Source organism: Caballeronia sp. SL1002 (assembly GCF_057814995.1).
Window position 1 is genome coordinate 510,640 of record NZ_JBYMUW010000005.1, and the last position, 18,112, is coordinate 528,751.

Annotated in this window: 14 protein-coding genes; 6 read left to right on the forward strand and 8 right to left on the reverse strand. The window is 62.9% G+C overall.

Going from position 1 to position 18,112, the window contains the following annotated elements; translation table 11 throughout:
• From AC3D25_RS26805 to AC3D25_RS26820, 4 genes are all read left to right on the forward strand, one after another.
• On the forward strand, positions 1-1,947 hold the full coding sequence (locus tag AC3D25_RS26805; protein ID WP_488891513.1) for a branched-chain amino acid ABC transporter ATP-binding protein/permease: 1,947 nt from the start codon (positions 1-3) through the stop codon (positions 1,945-1,947).
• Between the two features lie 8 nt (positions 1,948-1,955).
• On the forward strand, positions 1,956-2,690 hold the full coding sequence (locus AC3D25_RS26810; protein ID WP_488891514.1) for an ABC transporter ATP-binding protein: 735 nt from the start codon (positions 1,956-1,958) through the stop codon (positions 2,688-2,690).
• 104 nt (positions 2,691-2,794) lie between these two features.
• Entirely contained in the window at positions 2,795-3,634 is an 840-nt protein-coding gene (locus AC3D25_RS26815; protein WP_488891515.1) for a ProQ/FinO family protein, read from the forward strand.
• Positions 3,635-3,857: 223 nt separating this feature from the next.
• Positions 3,858-5,399 (forward strand): methyl-accepting chemotaxis protein, encoded by a 1,542-nt coding sequence (locus AC3D25_RS26820; protein ID WP_488891516.1) that lies wholly within the window; start codon positions 3,858-3,860, stop codon positions 5,397-5,399.
• A gap of 299 nt (positions 5,400-5,698) precedes the next feature.
• Here AC3D25_RS26820 and AC3D25_RS26825 read toward each other — a convergent pair whose 3' ends face one another.
• The 3 genes from AC3D25_RS26825 to AC3D25_RS26835 all read right to left on the reverse strand — a co-directional run bounded on the left by AC3D25_RS26825 (position 5,699) and on the right by AC3D25_RS26835 (position 8,524).
• Positions 5,699-6,451: a carbonic anhydrase gene (locus tag AC3D25_RS26825; RefSeq protein ID WP_488891517.1), complete on the reverse strand. Its 753-nt coding sequence runs from the start codon at positions 6,449-6,451 to the stop codon at positions 5,699-5,701.
• 487 nt (positions 6,452-6,938) lie between these two features.
• Positions 6,939-7,229, reverse strand: coding sequence for a c-type cytochrome (locus AC3D25_RS26830; RefSeq protein ID WP_488891518.1), 291 nt, complete (start codon positions 7,227-7,229; stop codon positions 6,939-6,941).
• An 8-nt stretch (positions 7,230-7,237) separates the two neighbouring features.
• Positions 7,238-8,524, reverse strand: a complete 1,287-nt coding sequence (locus tag AC3D25_RS26835; protein WP_488891519.1) for a PQQ-dependent sugar dehydrogenase — start codon at positions 8,522-8,524, stop codon at positions 7,238-7,240.
• A 67-nt stretch (positions 8,525-8,591) separates the two neighbouring features.
• Here AC3D25_RS26835 and AC3D25_RS26840 point away from each other — a divergent pair, with 67 nt between their 5' ends.
• Positions 8,592-8,771 (forward strand): hypothetical protein, encoded by a 180-nt coding sequence (locus AC3D25_RS26840; protein WP_488891520.1) that lies wholly within the window; start codon positions 8,592-8,594, stop codon positions 8,769-8,771.
• An 896-nt stretch (positions 8,772-9,667) separates the two neighbouring features.
• On the opposite strand, the gene AC3D25_RS26845 is transcribed toward AC3D25_RS26840, so the two are convergent.
• The 5 genes from AC3D25_RS26845 to AC3D25_RS26865 all read right to left on the reverse strand — a co-directional run bounded on the left by AC3D25_RS26845 (position 9,668) and on the right by AC3D25_RS26865 (position 15,762).
• The gene (locus AC3D25_RS26845; protein WP_488891521.1) at positions 9,668-9,886 is read right to left on the reverse strand and encodes a hypothetical protein; all 219 of its coding nucleotides are present in this window, start codon (positions 9,884-9,886) and stop codon (positions 9,668-9,670) included.
• A 78-nt stretch (positions 9,887-9,964) separates the two neighbouring features.
• Positions 9,965-12,751 carry an Hsp70 family protein gene (locus tag AC3D25_RS26850; protein WP_488891522.1) on the reverse strand — a complete coding sequence of 929 codons (2,787 nt, stop codon included), beginning with the start codon at positions 12,749-12,751 and terminating at the stop codon, positions 9,965-9,967.
• A gap of 32 nt (positions 12,752-12,783) precedes the next feature.
• Positions 12,784-14,631 (reverse strand): Hsp70 family protein, encoded by a 1,848-nt coding sequence (locus tag AC3D25_RS26855; protein ID WP_488891523.1) that lies wholly within the window; start codon positions 14,629-14,631, stop codon positions 12,784-12,786.
• Positions 14,628-15,200 carry a DUF2760 domain-containing protein gene (locus AC3D25_RS26860; protein WP_488891524.1) on the reverse strand — a complete coding sequence of 191 codons (573 nt, stop codon included), beginning with the start codon at positions 15,198-15,200 and terminating at the stop codon, positions 14,628-14,630. Before AC3D25_RS26860 ends, AC3D25_RS26855 begins: the two co-directional genes overlap by 4 nt.
• A 232-nt stretch (positions 15,201-15,432) precedes the next feature.
• On the reverse strand, positions 15,433-15,762 hold the full coding sequence (locus AC3D25_RS26865) for a hypothetical protein (RefSeq protein WP_488891525.1): 330 nt from the start codon (positions 15,760-15,762) through the stop codon (positions 15,433-15,435).
• Between AC3D25_RS26865 and AC3D25_RS26870 the strand changes: the two genes are divergently transcribed.
• Positions 15,740-17,968 (forward strand): NADP-dependent isocitrate dehydrogenase, encoded by a 2,229-nt coding sequence (locus AC3D25_RS26870; protein ID WP_488891526.1) that lies wholly within the window; start codon positions 15,740-15,742, stop codon positions 17,966-17,968. The genes AC3D25_RS26865 and AC3D25_RS26870 overlap by 23 nt on opposite strands.
• Positions 17,969-18,112: the final 144 nt, after the last annotated feature.

The following is an 18,112-nucleotide window of genomic DNA, read 5'->3' on the forward strand; positions in this document are numbered from 1 at the left end:
ATGAACGCCGTCAAGCTATTGAAACTCCTTGCAGCCGTGCTCGGTCTGGCCGCGCTCGGCGCGTTTCCGGTGGTGTCGGGCAATCCGTACTACATCCACCTGATCGAAACCATCATGATCTACGCGATCCTGCTGTTCGGTCTCGACATCGTCGTGGGCTATACAGGGCAGGTTTCGCTCGGCCACGCGGGCCTTTTTGGCGTGGGCGCATACACGGCGGGCGTGCTGTTCATCAAGCTCGGCATGCCGTTTTACGTGACCGCGCCGCTCGCGATTTTCGTGACCGCCGGCTTCGGCGCGATCCTCGCGTTGCCCGCGTTGCGCGTCTCCGGTCCGTATCTCGCGATGGTGACGCTTGCGTTTGGCACGATCATCCAGATTCTCATCAACGAGATGGATTTTTTGACCAACGGTCCGATGGGGCTCAAGATTCCGAAGCCCGCGTTCGCCGGCCACAGCATGAGCGATAACGGCTTCTACTGGCTCGTCGCGGCGCTGCTGGTGGTGTCGCTCGTGGTCGTGCACCGCATACTGAAATCGCATTTGGGGCGCGCGTTCGAAGCGTTGCGCGACAGTCCGATCGCGTCCGACTGCATGGGCGTATCGGTGTATCGATACAAGGTCTACGCGTTCGTGATCAGCGCAGGATTCGCGGGTCTGGCGGGCTGCCTCTACTCGTATTCGGAGCAATACATCTCGCCGAATACGTATAACTTCGAACTCACGATCCTGTTCCTGCTTGCCATCATCATGGGCGGCCGCAAGACGCGCACGGGCGCGTTGCTCGGCTCGACCATCGTCGTGCTGCTACCCAAACTGCTCGACGATATTTCGATGTTTCGCGTGGTCGCAAGCGTGCTGGCTGCAGCGGTGGTCGTGGGCGCGGTGGTCGCGCTCATGCGCCGCGTCACCACGCCGCAAAAGGTGCTGATTCCCGTGGTCGGTACGGTCGGGCTCGCGGTGTTCTCTTTCTGGATCGATGCGCTCACGGATTGGCGGCTGACCATTTTCGGTCTGATGATTTTGCTGGTGGTGTACTACCTGCAGGACGGTGTGGTCGGATTTTTCCGCAAGATCGTGACGCACGGCCGGACGCGCACGGTGACCGTGGAAGTAGAAGATCTGAGCGGCGAAGGCCATGATGCGGTGAACGCGGTGAGTTCGGCGGACACCGGCAATATCATCGAGCTGAGCGGGATCGTGATGCAGTTCAGCGGCCTCAAGGCCCTGAACAATGTGGACTTGCGGGTGCGTCGCGGTTCCATTCATGGATTGATCGGCCCGAACGGTTCGGGCAAGAGCACGATGATGAACGTGCTGACCGGCATCTACGTGCCGACCTCGGGAACGATCGAATACGGCGGCGAATCGATTGCTGGACGGACGCCCGCGAAGATCGCGTTGTCCGGTATCGCGCGGACCTTCCAAAACGTGCAGTTGTTCGGCGAGATGACCGCGCTTGAGAACGTGCTGGTCGGATTGCATCATACGTTCCGGACCAGTCTCGCAGACGTCGGCCTGATGACGCCGCGCTATCGTCGCGAAGAATATGCGGCACGTGAGCGGGCTTTCAGTATGTTGCGGTTTGTCGGACTGGACGCGGTCGCTACTGAGGAGGCGCGCAATCTGCCCTACGGCAAGCAACGTCTGCTTGAAATAGCGCGCGCGCTTGCACTCGATCCGCAATTGCTGCTGCTCGATGAACCGGCCGCCGGACTGACCGCGCCGGATATCAAGGAACTCGTCGCCATCATCCGCAAAGTGCGCGCGCACGGCATCACGCTGATCCTGATCGAGCATCACATGGACGTGGTGATGAGCGTCTGCGATACCGTTTCAGTGCTGGATTTCGGGCAGAAAATCGCGGAAGGGCGTCCGGCGGAAGTGCAGGCGGACGAACGCGTGATCGAAGCGTATCTCGGCGGCCAGGCCGTCACGCACGCCTAGGAGGCGCGATGTTATCCATACGGGACCTGCATGCGGGATACGGCAAGGTGAAGGTGTTGCACGGCATTTCGATGGACGTGCCGAAGGCAAAAGTCGTGACCCTTATCGGCTCGAACGGCGCGGGAAAAACCACGACCATGCGCGCGATTTCCGGCATGATCCGGCCGACGTCTGGCGAGATCGTGATGGGTACGGGCGATCAGGCCAAGCGGATCGACTCGCTGGACGCGCACCGTATCGCGCGGCTCGGTCTCGCGCATTCGCCGGAAGGACGCCGCGTGTTCGCGACGATGTCGGTCACCGACAACCTCATTCTCGGTGCGTTTCCGCGCCTGACCTGGGCGCGTCCGCGAGGCGACGTGGCAGCGGATCTCGAACGGGCGATCGAATTATTTCCGCGTTTGAAGGAGCGGCGGCATCAGCTTGCCGGAACTTTGTCTGGCGGCGAACAGCAGATGCTCGCAATGGCGCGCGCGATCATGCTCAATCCCGACCTCGTACTGCTCGATGAACCGTCGATGGGTCTGGCACCTATTCTCGTCGAGGAAGTGTTTCGGATCATCGCTCGGCTGAAAGACGAAGGCGTGACGATGCTGCTGGTGGAGCAGTTCGCCGCGGCCGCGCTGAACGTCGCCGATTACGGATATGTGCTGGAAAATGGCCGCGTGGCGGCGCACGGGCCGGCGGAGCAGTTGAAGAACGATCCGTCAGTGCGCGCGGCCTATCTGGGCGCGGCTCATTAAACTTGCCCTCAATGCGACGGTGTGTCGCCAGCACCGGAATTCGCGTTCAAAACACGGTCGGCGCCCCCTGATACAATCGCCTTCTTTCAATATCGGTGCGCATTATGGGTTTCGAACAACTCGCTGAACTGAAGGACCAGCTCGCGAAATCGGCGAAGGCAGCGAAGGCGGCAAAGGCAGCGCAGTCGGCCAAGCCGGCCAATTCGCCACAGCCGGCGAAATCGGGCGGCTCGGCGAAACCGTCCGACGCGGCGAAAGCGGCGCATTCAGCCAAGCGCGGCAATGCGAGGCACAGCGATGCCAAGCGCGCCGATGCCAAGCCCGCCGATGCCAAGCGTGGCGACGCGAAGCACGCCGATGCCCAGAACGCCGATGCCAAGCGGTCGCCACGCCCGCCGCGCGCGCGCGCCGGCGCCCCTGCGGCTGCGCCGGTCAACGCCAAGCCCGTCGATCCCGTCGTGCATACGATCGGCAAGTTGCAAAAGCGTTTTCCCGCGGCTTTTCCGAAGAATCCGGCGCCCAAGGTGCCATTGAAGGTCGGGATTTTTGAGGACCTGCTGGCGCAATCCACGGAGCTTGGGCTTAGCAGCGCAGAGTTGCGCGATGCAATCAAGACGTGGTGTCGAGGCAGCCGCTATTGGTCTTGTCTGACGGATGACGCTGTGCGGGTCGATCTGACGGGCGGCGAAGCGGGTCGCGTCACGCAGCAGGAAGCGGCGGGCGCGGCGCGCCTGGAAGCGAACCGGATGGCGCGCGCGAAGGGCAAAACGGAAGCGAAAGCCGAGGTGAAGCCGGAAGCGGCGGCCGAAGCGAAGCCGGAAGCGGCGGCAGAGGTGAAGCCGGAAGCAGCGGCCGAAGCGAAGTCCGAAGCCACGCCCGAAGCCACGCCGGAAACTCCGCAAGACCCCAAGCAAGAAACCGTCGAAAATCCGCCGGGCGCCTAAGGCCACGGCGCTCGCGCGAGCCATTGCGCGAGCTTCAATCTGCGTATCCCGATACCGCCTCGTTCCTTCGGAACGAGGCGCGTTGCTTTGTGCCCCTGTGCCGCATTGATCTGTTTCACCTCGTCTCGCGATTTCGCCTAAAGAATCGTGTGCCTGCGCCGTTACCTAATCGAAAGGACACGCTTAAGTGGCCTAGAGACTAAACGCAGGCAAATCGATCCAGATGAAAAATATTAGCTTCAAGACCAAGCTTGTCAGCACGGTGTTATTCGTTTGGCTCAGCCTGTTGTTGCTGTGTACGCTCAACGCGCTCTCGACGCGAAACATGCTTGTGCATCAACGCGAGACCGCGCTCAAGGAGCAAGTCGATGCGTCGATGAGCGTGGTCAAGTACTACGTTCAGCAAGCGCAAAGCGGCAAGATGCCGCTTGCCGACGCCAAGAGCGCCGCGCTCACAAGTCTCCGCGCGATCCGCTACGGCGCGAGCGGTTATATGTTGATCGTCGATTCGCAGATGGTGCAGTTCCTGAATCCGATCCGCCCCGAGACCGAGATGAAGGTCAACGATCTCGTCGATCGTACCGGCAAGCACTTTACCGCCGAAATCGTGAAGCACGGCCTCGACGGCACTCATTTCACAAGTTACCTTTTCCCGAAACCGGGCGACACCGTACCGCTTCCGAAGCTCGCTTACGGCGACTACGTTCGCGAGTGGGACTGGCACGTCTACACGGGCGCATACCTCGACGACATCGATCGCGCGTTCTGGACCATCGCAATGAAGTCGTTCCTGATCGTATTCGCGATCGGCGTAGCGCTCACGATCGCGATGTCGTTCATCATCCGTAATGTGCTGCGAAGCATCGGCGGCGATCCGCTGGACGCGTCCGTGGTCTGCCGGCGGATCGCGGCGGGCGATCTCAGCGAGCACGTCGCGCTGAAAGAGGGCGACGGATCGAGCCTCATGCATTCGATGAAGACGATGCAGGAGCGTCTCACGGAAACGCTCGCGCAGATCAAGACGGTGGCCGACGGAATCACGGCGGCGTCGCGCGAAATCGCGGATGGGCACAACGATTTGTCGTCGCGCACGGAAGAGCAGGCGGCGTCGCTCGCGCAAACGGCGTCGAGCATGGACGAGTTGACGTCCACGGTCCGCCTTAATTCCGACAACGCAAGCCAGGGCAGTCAGCTTGCGGTCAACGCATCGTCCACGGTGGCGAGCGGCAACGGTATCGTCTCGCAAGTGGTCGAGACGATGGATCAGATCGCAGCGAGCTCGCGCAAGATCGTCGACATCATCGGCGTGATCGAAGGCATCGCTTTCCAGACCAACATCCTCGCGCTCAATGCAGCGGTCGAGGCGGCGCGTGCGGGCGAGCAGGGCCGCGGCTTCGCGGTCGTGGCATCCGAAGTCCGCGCGCTCGCGCAGCGCTCAGCGAGCGCGGCCAAGGACGTCAAGGTCCTGATCGACGAGTCCGTTGCCAAGGTGTCGAGCGGACAGGCACTCGCGCATCAGTCGGGCGAAACGATGCAGCAGATCCTGAGCGCCGTGATGCGCGTGACCGACATCATGGGCGAAATCTCGTCGGCATCGGTCGAACAGGCTCAGGGGATCGAACATGTGGGCGTCGCGGTTTCGCAGATGGATACCGTCACGCAGCAGAACGCGGCGCTCGTCGAAGAGGCGACGGCTGCGGCCGCTGCGCTCGCGGGCCAGGCCGATGAGCTTAAACGCACGATTTCGGTATTCAAGCTCGCCTGACGGTTCTAAAGCGCAGACTGTCCGTTAAGGACGAGGTTGTGTCCGGCGCGCCGGACTGCCTCGTGTACGGTGGAAGTTTGCAACGCACGCGGGACCCGTTTCGGCCCTTTCGAACGATGGCACAACTTCTCGAATCCTTGAATGAACTGGTCGTGCTCGTCGTACACCTGTTCACCCGCTAGCGTCCTCGTTACGCATGCGTGAAAGCGCATCGAATTCGCGGCCTGACGGCCGCGTTTTCAATTTCGGAGTTACGCTGCTGCGCTTGCCGCAGGGCCCCAAGTCCGGTCTAGCCGCGCTTACTCTTCATCGACCTCGCGGCCGCTATCCGGCTGAACGTCGCGATGATTGTCGGGAAGTAGCGTACGAAACGCCTCAATCTGCGCTTCCGACAACTCGACCGGCTTATCCAGCACGACCCAGTTCACTTGCTCGGTACAAGGCGGCGTCGTCAGCGAACCCACATAGCGCAATGCCCGGTATCCGTCCGGCAGCAATGCGGCCGGATCGATCGTCACGGGCGGTGCCGTCTCGCCTTCCGCCGGCAAATGGTCGAATAATGGAGCGAGCGCCTCGTTTTTTCGCCCTTCCTTGATGAACACGCCGACGACCGTCAGATTTCCTTTTCCGTCTTGATGAACCAGATGCAGTTCCATCGGATAACGCTTGCCGTCGACTTCGTGTTCGCTCGGCGTATGAAGGTGGAACTGCTTCAGTGTGTATGTATCGTTGTTAGAATCGAGAGCGTTTGCCGCATCGGCGGCACTTGCCTGGACCGTGTGACCGTTGTTCACCAGCGAAAATACGGCCGGCTGGTAATGGAACTGGAAATCGCGGGCATGACCGTGTTGCGCGCTTTCGGGGCGGAGATCGATCGGTGACTGAGAGTGACCGTCGCGACAAGTCGCGTTGTCCGCAGACAGGTCGGCCCAATGTGCCGGGCCGGTCTCGCCTTGATACGACCAGTGCAGCGTGCTAGCGTACGGGTCGGCCGCACAGGACATCGAGACGCGCAGGCTGCCGAGCAGCATCAGGTATTTTGGTAGCTTCATGGGAGATTTATGTCTGAAATGAGCAGCGAACGACTATCGCGCTCAGTGAGGATTGCGTAGTTAGCAAAGTGCGAAGGTTTTGGGCGATGTCGTCAAAAGTTAGCGAAGCTGCACACATCCGTTCGATGTTTGAGCGGTACTGTGAAGCCGGGTTCGCCTATCAGCGACGATACCCTGCGGCGAAAGTATCGAGGTGCGGCATGCGGGCGGCGATTCTACGCTTCAAAACATGCCTAAGAGATCGCTTTGTTTAGACCATGCGTAAATTTGACGAAACGTATAAACACGCTCGCGACGAAAGAGGTTCGGCTTTGCGGAAAGGGTCCGCCGCCGGGGAAAATTGTCGTGAGTCGCTGAGTTAAAACCGGTTAGACGCCAGGTGCGAAGTGCTTCGACATCGATCTGATTTTGCATTGCGCTTAAGCACGATAAAGCGAGGCTAAAGGGAACGGCTAGCCGTTCCCTTTAGCCTGCGCGAGCTTAAGCGCTAACGACCGAGGCTATGATAAAAGGCCGCGAGGTTGGCGATGTCGGCGTCGGACAAAGGCTGCGCCACCATCGACATCATCTCGTTCTTGCGCTCTCCGGATTTGAAATCGTTTAGCGCCTTCACGAGATAGTCCTCGTTCTGACCAGCCAGGTTAGCCGCTTCCGGAATCTTCGCGATACCGTCCATGCCGTGACACGACTGGCACAAGACGGCCTTCGCGCGCCCGGCGGCGACATCCGCCGCGTTCGCCACGCTCGCGACGCACACGGCCAGAACGCCGGCGATCACCAAGCGCCTCATTTCGATCCGCCGTAGGAAATGCGATAGATCGCACCGGCGTAGTCGTCGGAGACGAGGAGCGAGCCGTCCTGCAAGACCTGTACATCCACCGGACGCCCCATGTATTCGCCCGTGGACGTGAGCCATCCTTCAGCGAAGACTTCGGTTTCGCCAGCAGTGCCGTCGTCCTTGATGGCGGTATACATGATGCGCGCGCCGATCGGCTTGGTGCGGTTCCACGAGCCGTGTTCGGCGACGAAGATACCGCCCTGGTATTTCGCCGGGAACATCTTGCCCGAATAGAACGACATGCCGAGATCGGCCGCGTGCGGCGCGTATTCGACTTGCGGGAACACGACATTGGGCGGCGGCGTGCTGTCCTTGTAGTCCACGGTGCGGACCTTGCCGCCGCCGTACCACGGAAAGCCGAAGTTTTCGCCCGCCTTGGTCGCGTGATCGAGTTCGCCGGGAGGGGTGTCGTCGCCCATGCCGTCCACCTGGTTGTCGGTGAACCACAGCGTCTTGTCCTTCGGATTGAAATCGAGGCCGACCGAATTGCGCACACCGTGTGCGTATATTTCGCGATTCTTTCCGTCCTGATCCATCGCGATAATGCCTGCCAGACCGTTCTTGTCGAGCTCGGCCAGCTTGTCTTTGGCCGGCACATTCCAGGGCTGCCCCAGCGTGATGTAGAGACGCTTGTCCGGTCCGATGCGGCACGTGCGCGCGCCGTGATTGAAGCTCTCGAACTGCGTGGGGATCAGCTTGCCTTGCGGCACGACGACAGCCGCCGCGACATCGGGGCCGCCTTCGCCGAAGAACTGCGCCGCCGGAAACGCCAGCACGCGATTCTGCTCGACGATATACAGCACGCCATCCGGCGAAAAGCACACACCGTTCGGCACCTTGAACGTCACGGAACTCGCAAACGCCACGACGTCGTCGGCGACGCGCCGCTTCGTGCGATCGGTTACTTGCCAGACGCGCGCCTTGCGCGTGCCGACGAACACGACGCCCGTCGACGGCTCGATCGCCATGTGCCGTGCGTCGGGAACGACCGCGTATAACTCGATCTTGAAGCCGGGTGGAAGCTTGATGGTCTTCAGGTTTTCGCGAAGCGCGTCGGCGCGTGTGCCGGTCTGGGGCACTTGCTCGGCGGGCGCGGTGTTGCCGGTTTGCCTGAAGCCGGACAGCGTGCTGACGTTGTCGGACGCGGGTTGAGCGGGTTGCGCAGCTTGCGCCGCTGCGTGGAAGGTGAGTGCAGCACTGACGGCAATGGGCAAGAGCTTGAGCGTTGCGTTCATCTAAGTGTCTCCTGAGATGTGCTAAGACTTATGGAACTTCAAGTTCGACTGCAACTGCAAGAAAACGATGAACGCTCGCGGCGCGCCGGAGGGCGTCGAAGCGGGATTTAAGAGGAGGGGAGTGGAGTTGGTTGCGGCGCAGCAAGACGCTGCACTGCAGGAGCGCGACGCATTTGCCAAGCACACTGCGGTGGCTGACGCTTTCGCACACGTCGATTCCTGTCTTTTTCTTTATATGCGCAAATAAGTCTTCTTTATAGACGATAGATCGCTACATGGGGGGTTATTTCGCTACGCTCGGGGAATTGTCGCTGCGCTTGGGGATTGTCGCTGCGCTTGGGGATTGTCGCTGCGCTTGGATGGGTTGGGCTTTTGTATTTCTTGTTTTGGTGTGCTCGGTGGGTTTGCCTTCGTGCAGGTCTATTAGCTCGCCGCTGTGCTCGGCAGCAGTAGGTTCGGTTTCGTGGTGCCCTTTGCTTTTGTTTGCCTCTGCTTCTTGGGAACTTGCTTTCGTGTAGGTCTATTAGCACGCCGCTATGCGCGGCAGCAGTCACTTTCTTTGCTGCTGCAAAGAAAGTAACCAAAGAAAGCAGCTTATCCGCCTAAGTGTCCACCTCGAATAACAACAGGGATAGGCGCGCAGGCTGATTAGGTTAGCGTGCGCTTCAGCCGTATTGGCACAGCGCCCGTCAGTTCCATCCTCGCTGCGCGAGGACGACGGGCATAACAAAAAACCGGCGGTCGGCAGTCGGCAGTCGGCGGTCGGTTCGGTTTTTCGGTTATGCCTTGCCGGCAGGCACTTTGTGCCTGCGGGGATGGATGAGCGGCTCCACTTTGTAGTGTGGTGCGATGGCCGAATCAGCTTGCGCACCACTCCGGGTTACGGTTCGTGGTGGACACTTAGACGGTCACGCTGCTTTCTTTGGTTACTTTCTTTGCAGCAGCAAAGAAAGTGACTGCTGCCGCGCATAGCGGCGTGCTAATAGACCTACACGAAAGCAAGTTCCCAGAAACCGCAGGCAAACAAAAGCAAAGGGCGCCAGCAAACCAAACCGTTCGATACAGGTACATCAAGAAACCGACCCGACCACAAGCGCAAAAACGAAGCGCAACCCCCAAGCGAATGCAAAGAGCGCCCCGCCCCTAATCCCAAAAATTCCGAAACGCAGCCGCCGCGATCACCGGCACACAAAGCACGAGCGGAATCGCAAAATACGGAACCTCCATATCGACGACCCAGCTGTAGATCAGCCAGCCGATACCCGCCGCAAGCGTCGCAACGCCGATCAGCGCGGTGAGGATATTAAGCGTCAGGGCAGAGGGACGCCGGCGCGTGGGTTCTTTACTGGGAGGCGTATTCATCGCAAAGGGGCATCAAAAGTGCAACTGACAGATTGCCAATCTTACCCCAGCAGCGCCGCGAGCCAGCCCACAGCCCCATCAGCCCGCGATCAACTTCAGCCCCGCCGGCAGCGATTCTCCGAACACGCGGCGCTCATCCTCAGCGTCGAGTTCGACGACCTCGCGCACCATCGCGATCCAGTTGCCCGCCACATTCGCGTTTTCCAGCCGGCGAATCACACGCTCTCGGACATCCTGCGGCAAATCGCGCGAACGGTCGCCCGTCATGCGCGAAAGTTGGACTGCGGCGAACGCGGCCGGCTCGACCTTCTTCCAGTCGAGCGCAAGAATGGCGTCGAGCCACTCGCTCGCGATCTCCGGCGCGACCACGCCATGCGCGCTGCCATAAAACGGCCGGCGCGCGCCGATCCGCCCGATCGCCCACCATCCCTGATGATTCTCGGCGGGCTTAACGAGCCGCGCGAGCAGCTTCTGCGCAAGCGCAACCTTGCGCTCGACCGGCACGCGTTCGAGCGATGCGGCGAGCCGCACCATGTCGGCCACGCCGAATTTCGCGGGATCGAGCGTGGATTTTTGACGGCCCGTACCCGCTGCTTCGAGATAATCCATCGCGTCGAGCAGGCTCAGTTGCGCCGTTTCGTCGAGTCCGCCCGCCGCGCGCCGCCAGAGCGTCCACCATTCCGACCAGACCTGACTGTCGCCGACATACTGAATACCATCGTCGAAGAGCGGCCAGATTTGCGCGATTCGCCAGTCGTCGAGCGGGTAGCCAAAACCCGGACGCAGACAATATCCGACGAGGTTCAGCCAGAGACGTTCGTGATCGGCAGAGCGGCGGCGCCGTCGCGCGCGTTCGAGCAGCGCGCCGAATAATTCGCGCAGCAACGCAATGTCCCAGCTTTCGCGTGGCCCCAGCACGTGTTCCAGTTGCGCGCGCAAGCGCTTGATCTCTTTCGGTCCGACGTCGTGCGAACGCGCGCCGAAAGTGCGGTCGATCTGCTCGATGGCTTGATCGAGCAACGGGTGCGGCGTATCGAGCGATACAGCCGCGTTCGCGTCGTCGCGGCGTAGCTGGAATTCGAGTTGCCAGCGCTGTGGCGCACGCGGCGAAGCATCGGTTATTTCGATGCAATGCACTTCCAGCGTGCCGACTTCGGTCAGCGATGTCGTCAGGCGAACCCGCGTTTCGAGCGCGCGATTGTCGCCGCGCGGCTTCACGACGGTGGCGATCGGCGGCAAGCGGATGAAGTCGCCGGTCGAGACATCGGCCAGATCGCCCGGGCGATAAACCGTGTCGGCGGTGGACGAAACCAGGTGAAATTGCACGGGATGCCCGAGGCGCAGCGCGAAGACGCGATCGGCGAGTTCGATTTCGCGGCCTTCTTCCGTGCCGCGCGGCAACAGGCAGATGCCTTGCGCGGGTCCGTCAGCGACGGCGTTGTCGTCGAGCAGCAGGAAATAGCTGCGCGCCGCCCCGCCGCCGATGCGCGGCGCGTGTCCGTGGCGCGCGAGCCCGTAAGCCACAGCGCCTCGGGCGACGGCGACATCGGGATTGTCGTTGTGCAATACGGTCAGCGGCGCGCCGCGCCAGTTTTCCAGCGTGCTCGCGAGCCGCGCGGACAAGGCTTCGGCGCGAAACACGCCGCCGTTGAGCAACAGCGTGTCGGGCACCGGCAACGTTGCATCGGAAGCAGCATCGGACGCAGCATCGGACGCAGAAGCACCCGCGTGGCGACGCAAAAACGCGCCGATATGCCGCGTGATCGCCGGGTCGCTGGCATAGGGCAGGCCGAATTCGACCAGTCCGCCTCGCGCGCGGCGCGGCGCCTCGTCGGGTGACACCAGCGGGAAAAAGCCGTCCACGACGATCTGCTCGGCTTCCTGCCGTGTGATTTCCGCCGTCCGCGCCCCGCCGATCAACCGCGCGCCCGCGCCGAGCAGCGTCACCGAAGCCGATTCCGGCGCGTTCGGCCCGAGCAGCCGCTCCTTCGCGTCACGGCTGCGCTCGACCAGTTGCGACAAACTCGCAGCCGACAGACGCGGCCCGTCCGCGACAAGCCGCGTCTCGGCGAGATGCGCGAGCGCGAGATCCATGTTGTCGCCGCCGAGCATCAAATGATTGCCGACGCCCGTGCGCGTCAGGTGCGGCTCGCCGTCGCGCATGTCGACTTCGATCAGCGTGAGGTCGGTCGTCCCGCCGCCGACATCGCAGATCAACACGCGTTGCGTCGCGGCGAGATCCTGATCGAGCGTCGCGCGGTGACGGAATAGCCAGTCGTAGAACGCCGCCTGCGGTTCTTCGAGCAAGCGCAGCGCGGGCAGCTTCGCGATACGCGCGGCTTCTAGCGTGAGCGCACGCGCGCCGTCGTCGAAACTCGCGGGCACGGTGAGCACTACGTCCTGCTTTTCGAGCGGCGCGTCGGGAAAACGCTGGTTCCACGCGGCGCGCACATGTGCCAGATAGCTCGCGCTGGCATCGAGCGGCGAGACTTTGTTCACAGCATCGTCCGCGCCCCACGGCAGAATCGCCGCGCTACGATCGACCGAACCATGCGACAGCCAGCTTTTCGCGCTCGTGACGAGCCGTCCCGGAACCTGCGCGCCGAGCGTGCGCGCGAGCCGTCCGATCACGACCGGCGGCTCCGCGTTCTGCGCGCTCGGCCACGGCAGCGCCAGATCGTCGGCTTCAAGTTCGCCGCGCGCTGCGTGATAGCGCGCCGATGGCAGCAACGGCCGCGCGGCCACTTCGCCGGGCGCGACCAACTGGTCTATCTCGAAAACGCGAATATCCTCCGATCCCGCCGCGACATACGCGACGACCGTATTACTCGTGCCGAGATCGATACCGACGATATAGCGTTTCATCGCGGCGAGCGCCGATGCGTTTGTGCGCGCACTCAGGCGCTCGCCGCGCCGCGCACGTCGAATTCGACCTTCCAGCGCTCGTTCGTTCCGCGCGGCACGGCTTCGAGTTCGAGCGTGCCGGCCTCGGTCACGCGCGCGTGCAGCCTGACCGCGACCACTTCGCCGGGCGTGCGGCCTTCGGTCGGCAGCGTCGCCTGGATTTCGTCGAGTTCCTGGAGTTCGTCGGCAGTCCAGAAATCGAGCAAGGTGCCGACTTCATCCTGCCGCCGCACCGACGACCCGAAAAAGCGGAAATGCACCGGCTCGCCCACGACCAGCCCGAATTCCTGCGGCGGCAGTGCCGCTTCGGTGCCTTCCTCCATCCCGAACGGCGCGATGCAAAGCGCTTGCACGGGCGGTTCCATGCCGGGGACGGCCGGCATCGCCGATTCCACCGCGACGTAATACGCGCGCGCCGTGCCGCCGCGAATCCGCACGCCCTGACCGCGCCGCACGTAGCCGTAGTACGCCGCGCCGCGCGCGACCGCGCGGTCGAGATCCGCGCCTTCGAGCAGACGCGCCGCCGGTGCGCCTTCCGCCGCGAGCCAGCCGTTCAGATTGTCGAGAATGCGCTCGACCAGCAGCGCCGACTTGAACACGCCACCGTTGAACAGCACGGCGGTCGGATGCAGGAAAGTGCCGCCCGGCGAAACGAGATCGCGCAAGCCCTCGACATCGGCGAGCGCGGCGACCTGCTTGCCGAGAAACGCCGCCAGATGGCGGGTAATCGCCGCGTCCTGCGCGTAGGGCAGCCCGAGTTGCGTCAGGCCGACGCGCGCGCGGCTCGCGGGCCGCGCGGCTGCATCGACCCGCGGGAAAAAGCCTTCCAGAATGGTCTGCGTGAGTTCGGCGCGCGTGAGTTCCGTGCGCAGCGATCCGCCGATCAGCTTGGAGCCGCGGCTCGGGACGACGAGCGGAACGGTGTCGGTGGCGGGATCGGAGAGCAGTGTTTCCTTGGCCGCGCGGCACGCGTAGGTCAGGGCGCGCAACTGCCACGGGTCGGGCTGCGTGCCCGCCGCCGCGAGCTTACGTGCGACGCCGTAAGCGAGCGCGAGGTCCATGTTGTCGCCGCCGAGCAAAATATGCTCGCCGACCGCCACGCGATGCAGTTCCAGATTGCCTTCGCGCTCGACCACCGCGATCAGCGACAAATCGGTCGTGCCGCCGCCGACATCGACCACCAGAATCACGTCGCCGACTTTCACCTGCTTGCGCCACAGGCCGCCACTTTTCTCGATCCAGCTATACAGCGCGGCCTGCGGCTCTTCCAGCAGCGTCATGCGCCCGTAGCCCGCGGCTTCCGCCGCTTCGGCGGTCAGTTCGCGCGCGGCGGGATCGAAGGAAGCGGGGATCGTGACCGTGATGTCCTGTTGGTCGAACGGCGCGTCCGGATGCGCGTGATTCCACGCCTCGCGCAAGTGGACGAGATAACGCACCGACGATTCCAGCGGCGACACGCGCTCGACTTCCGGCGGTGCGTCGTTGGGCAGGATCGCCGCGCGGCGATCCACGCCGGGATGGCAGAGCCAGCTTTTCGCGCTGGAGACGAGGCGGATCGGCGTGGCCGCGCCCCGGCTGCGCGCCAGTTCGCCGACCGCGTAGTCGCGCCCGCCGGTCCACGGCAGGCCGAGATCGCCGGGCGTCAGTTCGCTCGGATGCGGCAGATAAAGGAACGACGGCAGCAGATCGTGCTCTTCGACCGCGCCGGGCGCGGTGAGCTGGGGGATCGGCAGGACTTGCTGCGTGGTCGTTTCGCCGTCGCTCGCGGTGAGATCGACGTAGGACAGCGCGCAGTGCGTCGTGCCGAGATCGACGCCGATGGAATAGCGGGCGGCGCTCACAGTTCCACCTCGGCCGGTGCGATGACCGAGGCGTCGTGGCGCGCCGCCAGTTTCGGCAGACGCACTTCCTCGACGCGCCAGCCGCGATGGCTCAGTTGACCGCTAAACGGCGCTTGACCGACGACATTGCCCGTCAGCCGGACCTCGCTCGCGTCGAAGCCGTCGGGCAAGGTGATGCGGCTGCCTTCGGTCTCGGCGCGGACCGGGCGGATCACGAAATGTTCGCGCAGCGTCGAGCGGCAGCCGTCGTGGACGAGGCGGGCGGCGGCGCCGATTTCGGCATCGGAATAAGCCGCGATGTCTTCTTCGACGAAATCGATGAACCGTGCGTCGCGCTGGAACAGGCCGAGAAGCTGGAGCGCGGCGTCGGGGCTGGCTTCCGTGAAGATGGGCGCGGCGGGCGCGGGCTGCTGAACCGGCGCGGGCGCGGCCTCCGTAGCGTCTGCATGAGCGACGCCGCTACGCAGACGCTGCACGCCCGCGGCCAGTTCGCCGCTGCCGAGAATGGCGAAGAAAGTCCCGATGGCAATGGAAATCCTGCCCAGGAAAGACGGATTCGACTCGGTCATAAATAGGCTCCTGATGATGTGCCGGCCGGTGGCGCGGGCTTTCCCGTCTCGCGAAAAAACTCTGGATGCCACCTGCCGTGGAATTCGATGTGCGCTCAAGCGTGCGGCCGAACCGCCGCGATACGGACGCTATTCTGCCCTGTGCCAAGGGAAATCTCGCGAAGCTGCGATTTTTCCGATTGCGGTGGCGTCCGGTTCCGCCCGGCTCCGCGCTGGAAAAAAGGCCGCCATGTTAGCGCAGTCGCCGTCCGCGAATCGCGTAATGCGCACAAAAGCGGCTCCGCAGGCAGCTATGGCCCGCAAAATCCCGGCCAAGCCCGCATTTATTGCAAATACCGTAAAACTTGCGTGTTAAATACGTCGAGCCGTCATATCCGATAAAATAGCGGGCTGACGGCCGAAATACGCCACGCGCGCGGCGTTCGTCGCCTGAACGCGCATCGCCATGCAATCGCCGTCCACGGTTTTTCAGGGCGCGATCTTGCCGGCCCGGTATCACCTTCGCTCCGCCTTTCATTTCACCACGCACCGAATCGAATATGTCCACATCGCCGAAGATCATCTACACCCTTACCGATGAAGCGCCCGCGCTGGCGACTTACTCGCTGCTCCCGATTGTCCAGGCCTTCACGCGCTCGTCGGGCATCGCGGTCGAAACGCGCGACATCTCGCTCGCCGGCCGGATCATCGCGGCGTTTCCCGACTATCTGACGGCGGAGCAAAAGGGTCCGGACGACCTCGCGGAGCTTGGTGCGCTCACCACGCGCCCGGAAGCGAACATCGTCAAGTTGCCGAACATCAGCGCATCGGTGCCGCAACTGAAGGCCGCGATCGCCGAGTTGCGCGATCAGGGCTACAAGCTGCCGGGCTATCCGGATGAAGCCAGGACCGACGCCGAAAAGGACGTCAAGGCCCGCTACGACAAGATCAAGGGCAGCGCGGTCAACCCGGTGCTGCGCGAAGGCAATTCGGATCGCCGTGCGCCGTTGTCGGTGAAGAACTACGCGCGCAAGCACCCGCACAAGATGGGCGCGTGGAGCGCGGATTCGAAGTCGCACGTCGCGCACATGAGCGCGGGCGATTTCTACGGCAGCGAGAAGTCGGCGCTGATCGGTGACGCGGGCAGCGTGAAGATCGAACTGACAGCCGCCGATGGCAGCAAGACGGTGCTCAAGGAAAAGACGGCGGTGAAGGCGGGCGAGATCATCGACGCGTCGGTGTTGAGCAAGAACGCGCTGCGCAGCTTCATCGAAGCTGAGATCGACGATGCCAAGCGCCGTGGCGTGCTGTTCTCGGTTCACCTGAAGGCCACGATGATGAAGGTGTCGGATCCGATCATCTTCGGTCAGGTGGTGTCGGTGTTCTACAAGGACGTGCTCGCGAAGCACGCGGAAGCGCTGGCGAAAGTCGGCTTCAACCCGAACAACGGTATCGGCGATCTGTACGCGCGCCTGAAGGATCTGCCCGCCGAAACGCGCGACGCCATCGAGGCGGATATCAAGGCGCAGTACGCCCAGCGCCCGCCGCTCGCGATGGTCAACTCGGACAAGGGCATCACGAGCCTGCACGTGCCGAGCGACGTGATCGTCGATGCGTCGATGCCCGCGATGATTCGCGAGTCCGGCAAGATGTGGGGCGCGGACGGCCAGTTGCACGACGCCAAGGCGGTCATTCCCGACCGTTGCTACGCGGGCGTGTATCAGGCGGTGATCGAGGATTGCAAGCAGCACGGCCCGTTCGATCCGGTCACGATGGGCAGCGTGCCCAATGTCGGCCTGATGGCGCAGGCGGCTGAGGAATACGGCTCGCACGACAAGACGTTCCAGATCGCAACGAACGGCGTGGTGCGCGTGACGGACGCGTCGGGCGCGGTGCTGATCGAGCAGCCGGTGGAAGCGGGCGATATCTGGCGCATGTGCCAGACCAAGGACGCGCCGGTTCAGGACTGGGTGAAGCTGGCCGTGAACCGGGCCCGCGCAACGGGCACGCCCGCCGTGTTCTGGCTCGATCCGGCGCGCGCGCACGACGCGCAGATCATCAAGAAGGTCGAGCAATATCTGAAGGATCACGACACGAACGGCCTCGATATTCGCGTGATGACGCCGGTCGAAGCCACGCGTTTTTCGATCGAACGTATTCGCGCGGGCAAGGACACGATTTCCGTGACCGGTAACGTGCTGCGCGATTACCTGACCGACCTGTTCCCGATCATGGAACTCGGCACCAGCGCGAAAATGTTGTCGGTGGTGCCGCTGATGGCCGGTGGCGGCATGTTCGAAACGGGCGCGGGCGGTTCGGCGCCGAAGCACGTCCAGCAACTCGTGGAAGAAGGTTTCCTGCGCTGGGATTCGCTGGGTGAATTCCTGGCGCTCGCCGCATCGCTCGAACATCTGGGCAATACGTATCAGAACGCGAAGGCGAAGGTGCTCGCGAAAACGCTGGATCAGGCGACGGGCAAGTTCCTCGATCTCGACAAGTCGCCCGCGCGGAAGGTCGGCGGTCTCGACAATCGCGGCAGCCACTTTTATCTGGGTCTGTATTGGGCCGAGGCGCTCGCCGCGCAAACCGAGGATGCCGCATTGCAGGCGCAATTCGCGGGCATCGCGAAGGCGCTCGGCGATAACGAAGCGCGCATCATCGAAGAACTGGGCGCGGCTCAGGGCAAAGCGGTGCAAATCGGCGGCTACTATCGTCCGAATGTCGATCTGACGAGCCAGGCCATGCGTCCGAGCGCGACGATGAACCGGGTGGTGGACGCAATCGCTTGATGATCGTTTGAGGTAGAACGGTCGCCGACCGGGCTTCGCGCCCGGCACGACGGCAACAAGCAGGTCAAAAGCGGGCGGATTGTGCGGTGAACCGGAAGCGGTTTGTCGCCGGTCCGCCCGTTTTGTTTCTGGCGCTCGAATGTC

Bases quoted from the DNA above. Each gene is read 5' to 3' on its own strand.
- AC3D25_RS26805 (WP_488891513.1), top strand. From the start codon at position 1: ATGAACGCCGTCAAGCTATTGAAACTCCTTGCAGCCGTGCTCGGTCTG.
- AC3D25_RS26810 (WP_488891514.1), top strand. From the start codon at position 1,956: ATGTTATCCATACGGGACCTGCATGCGGGATACGGCAAGGTGAAGGTG.
- AC3D25_RS26815 (WP_488891515.1), top strand. From the start codon at position 2,795: ATGGGTTTCGAACAACTCGCTGAACTGAAGGACCAGCTCGCGAAATCG.
- AC3D25_RS26820 (WP_488891516.1), top strand. From the start codon at position 3,858: ATGAAAAATATTAGCTTCAAGACCAAGCTTGTCAGCACGGTGTTATTC.
- AC3D25_RS26825 (WP_488891517.1), bottom strand. From the start codon at position 6,451: ATGAAGCTACCAAAATACCTGATGCTGCTCGGCAGCCTGCGCGTCTCG.
- AC3D25_RS26835 (WP_488891519.1), bottom strand. From the start codon at position 8,524: ATGAACGCAACGCTCAAGCTCTTGCCCATTGCCGTCAGTGCTGCACTC.
- AC3D25_RS26840 (WP_488891520.1), top strand. From the start codon at position 8,592: ATGAACGCTCGCGGCGCGCCGGAGGGCGTCGAAGCGGGATTTAAGAGG.
- AC3D25_RS26845 (WP_488891521.1), bottom strand. From the start codon at position 9,886: ATGAATACGCCTCCCAGTAAAGAACCCACGCGCCGGCGTCCCTCTGCC.
- AC3D25_RS26850 (WP_488891522.1), bottom strand. From the start codon at position 12,751: ATGAAACGCTATATCGTCGGTATCGATCTCGGCACGAGTAATACGGTC.
- AC3D25_RS26860 (WP_488891524.1), bottom strand. From the start codon at position 15,200: ATGACCGAGTCGAATCCGTCTTTCCTGGGCAGGATTTCCATTGCCATC.
- AC3D25_RS26870 (WP_488891526.1), top strand. From the start codon at position 15,740: ATGTCCACATCGCCGAAGATCATCTACACCCTTACCGATGAAGCGCCC.
- AC3D25_RS26865 (WP_488891525.1), bottom strand. From the start codon at position 15,762: ATGATCTTCGGCGATGTGGACATATTCGATTCGGTGCGTGGTGAAATG.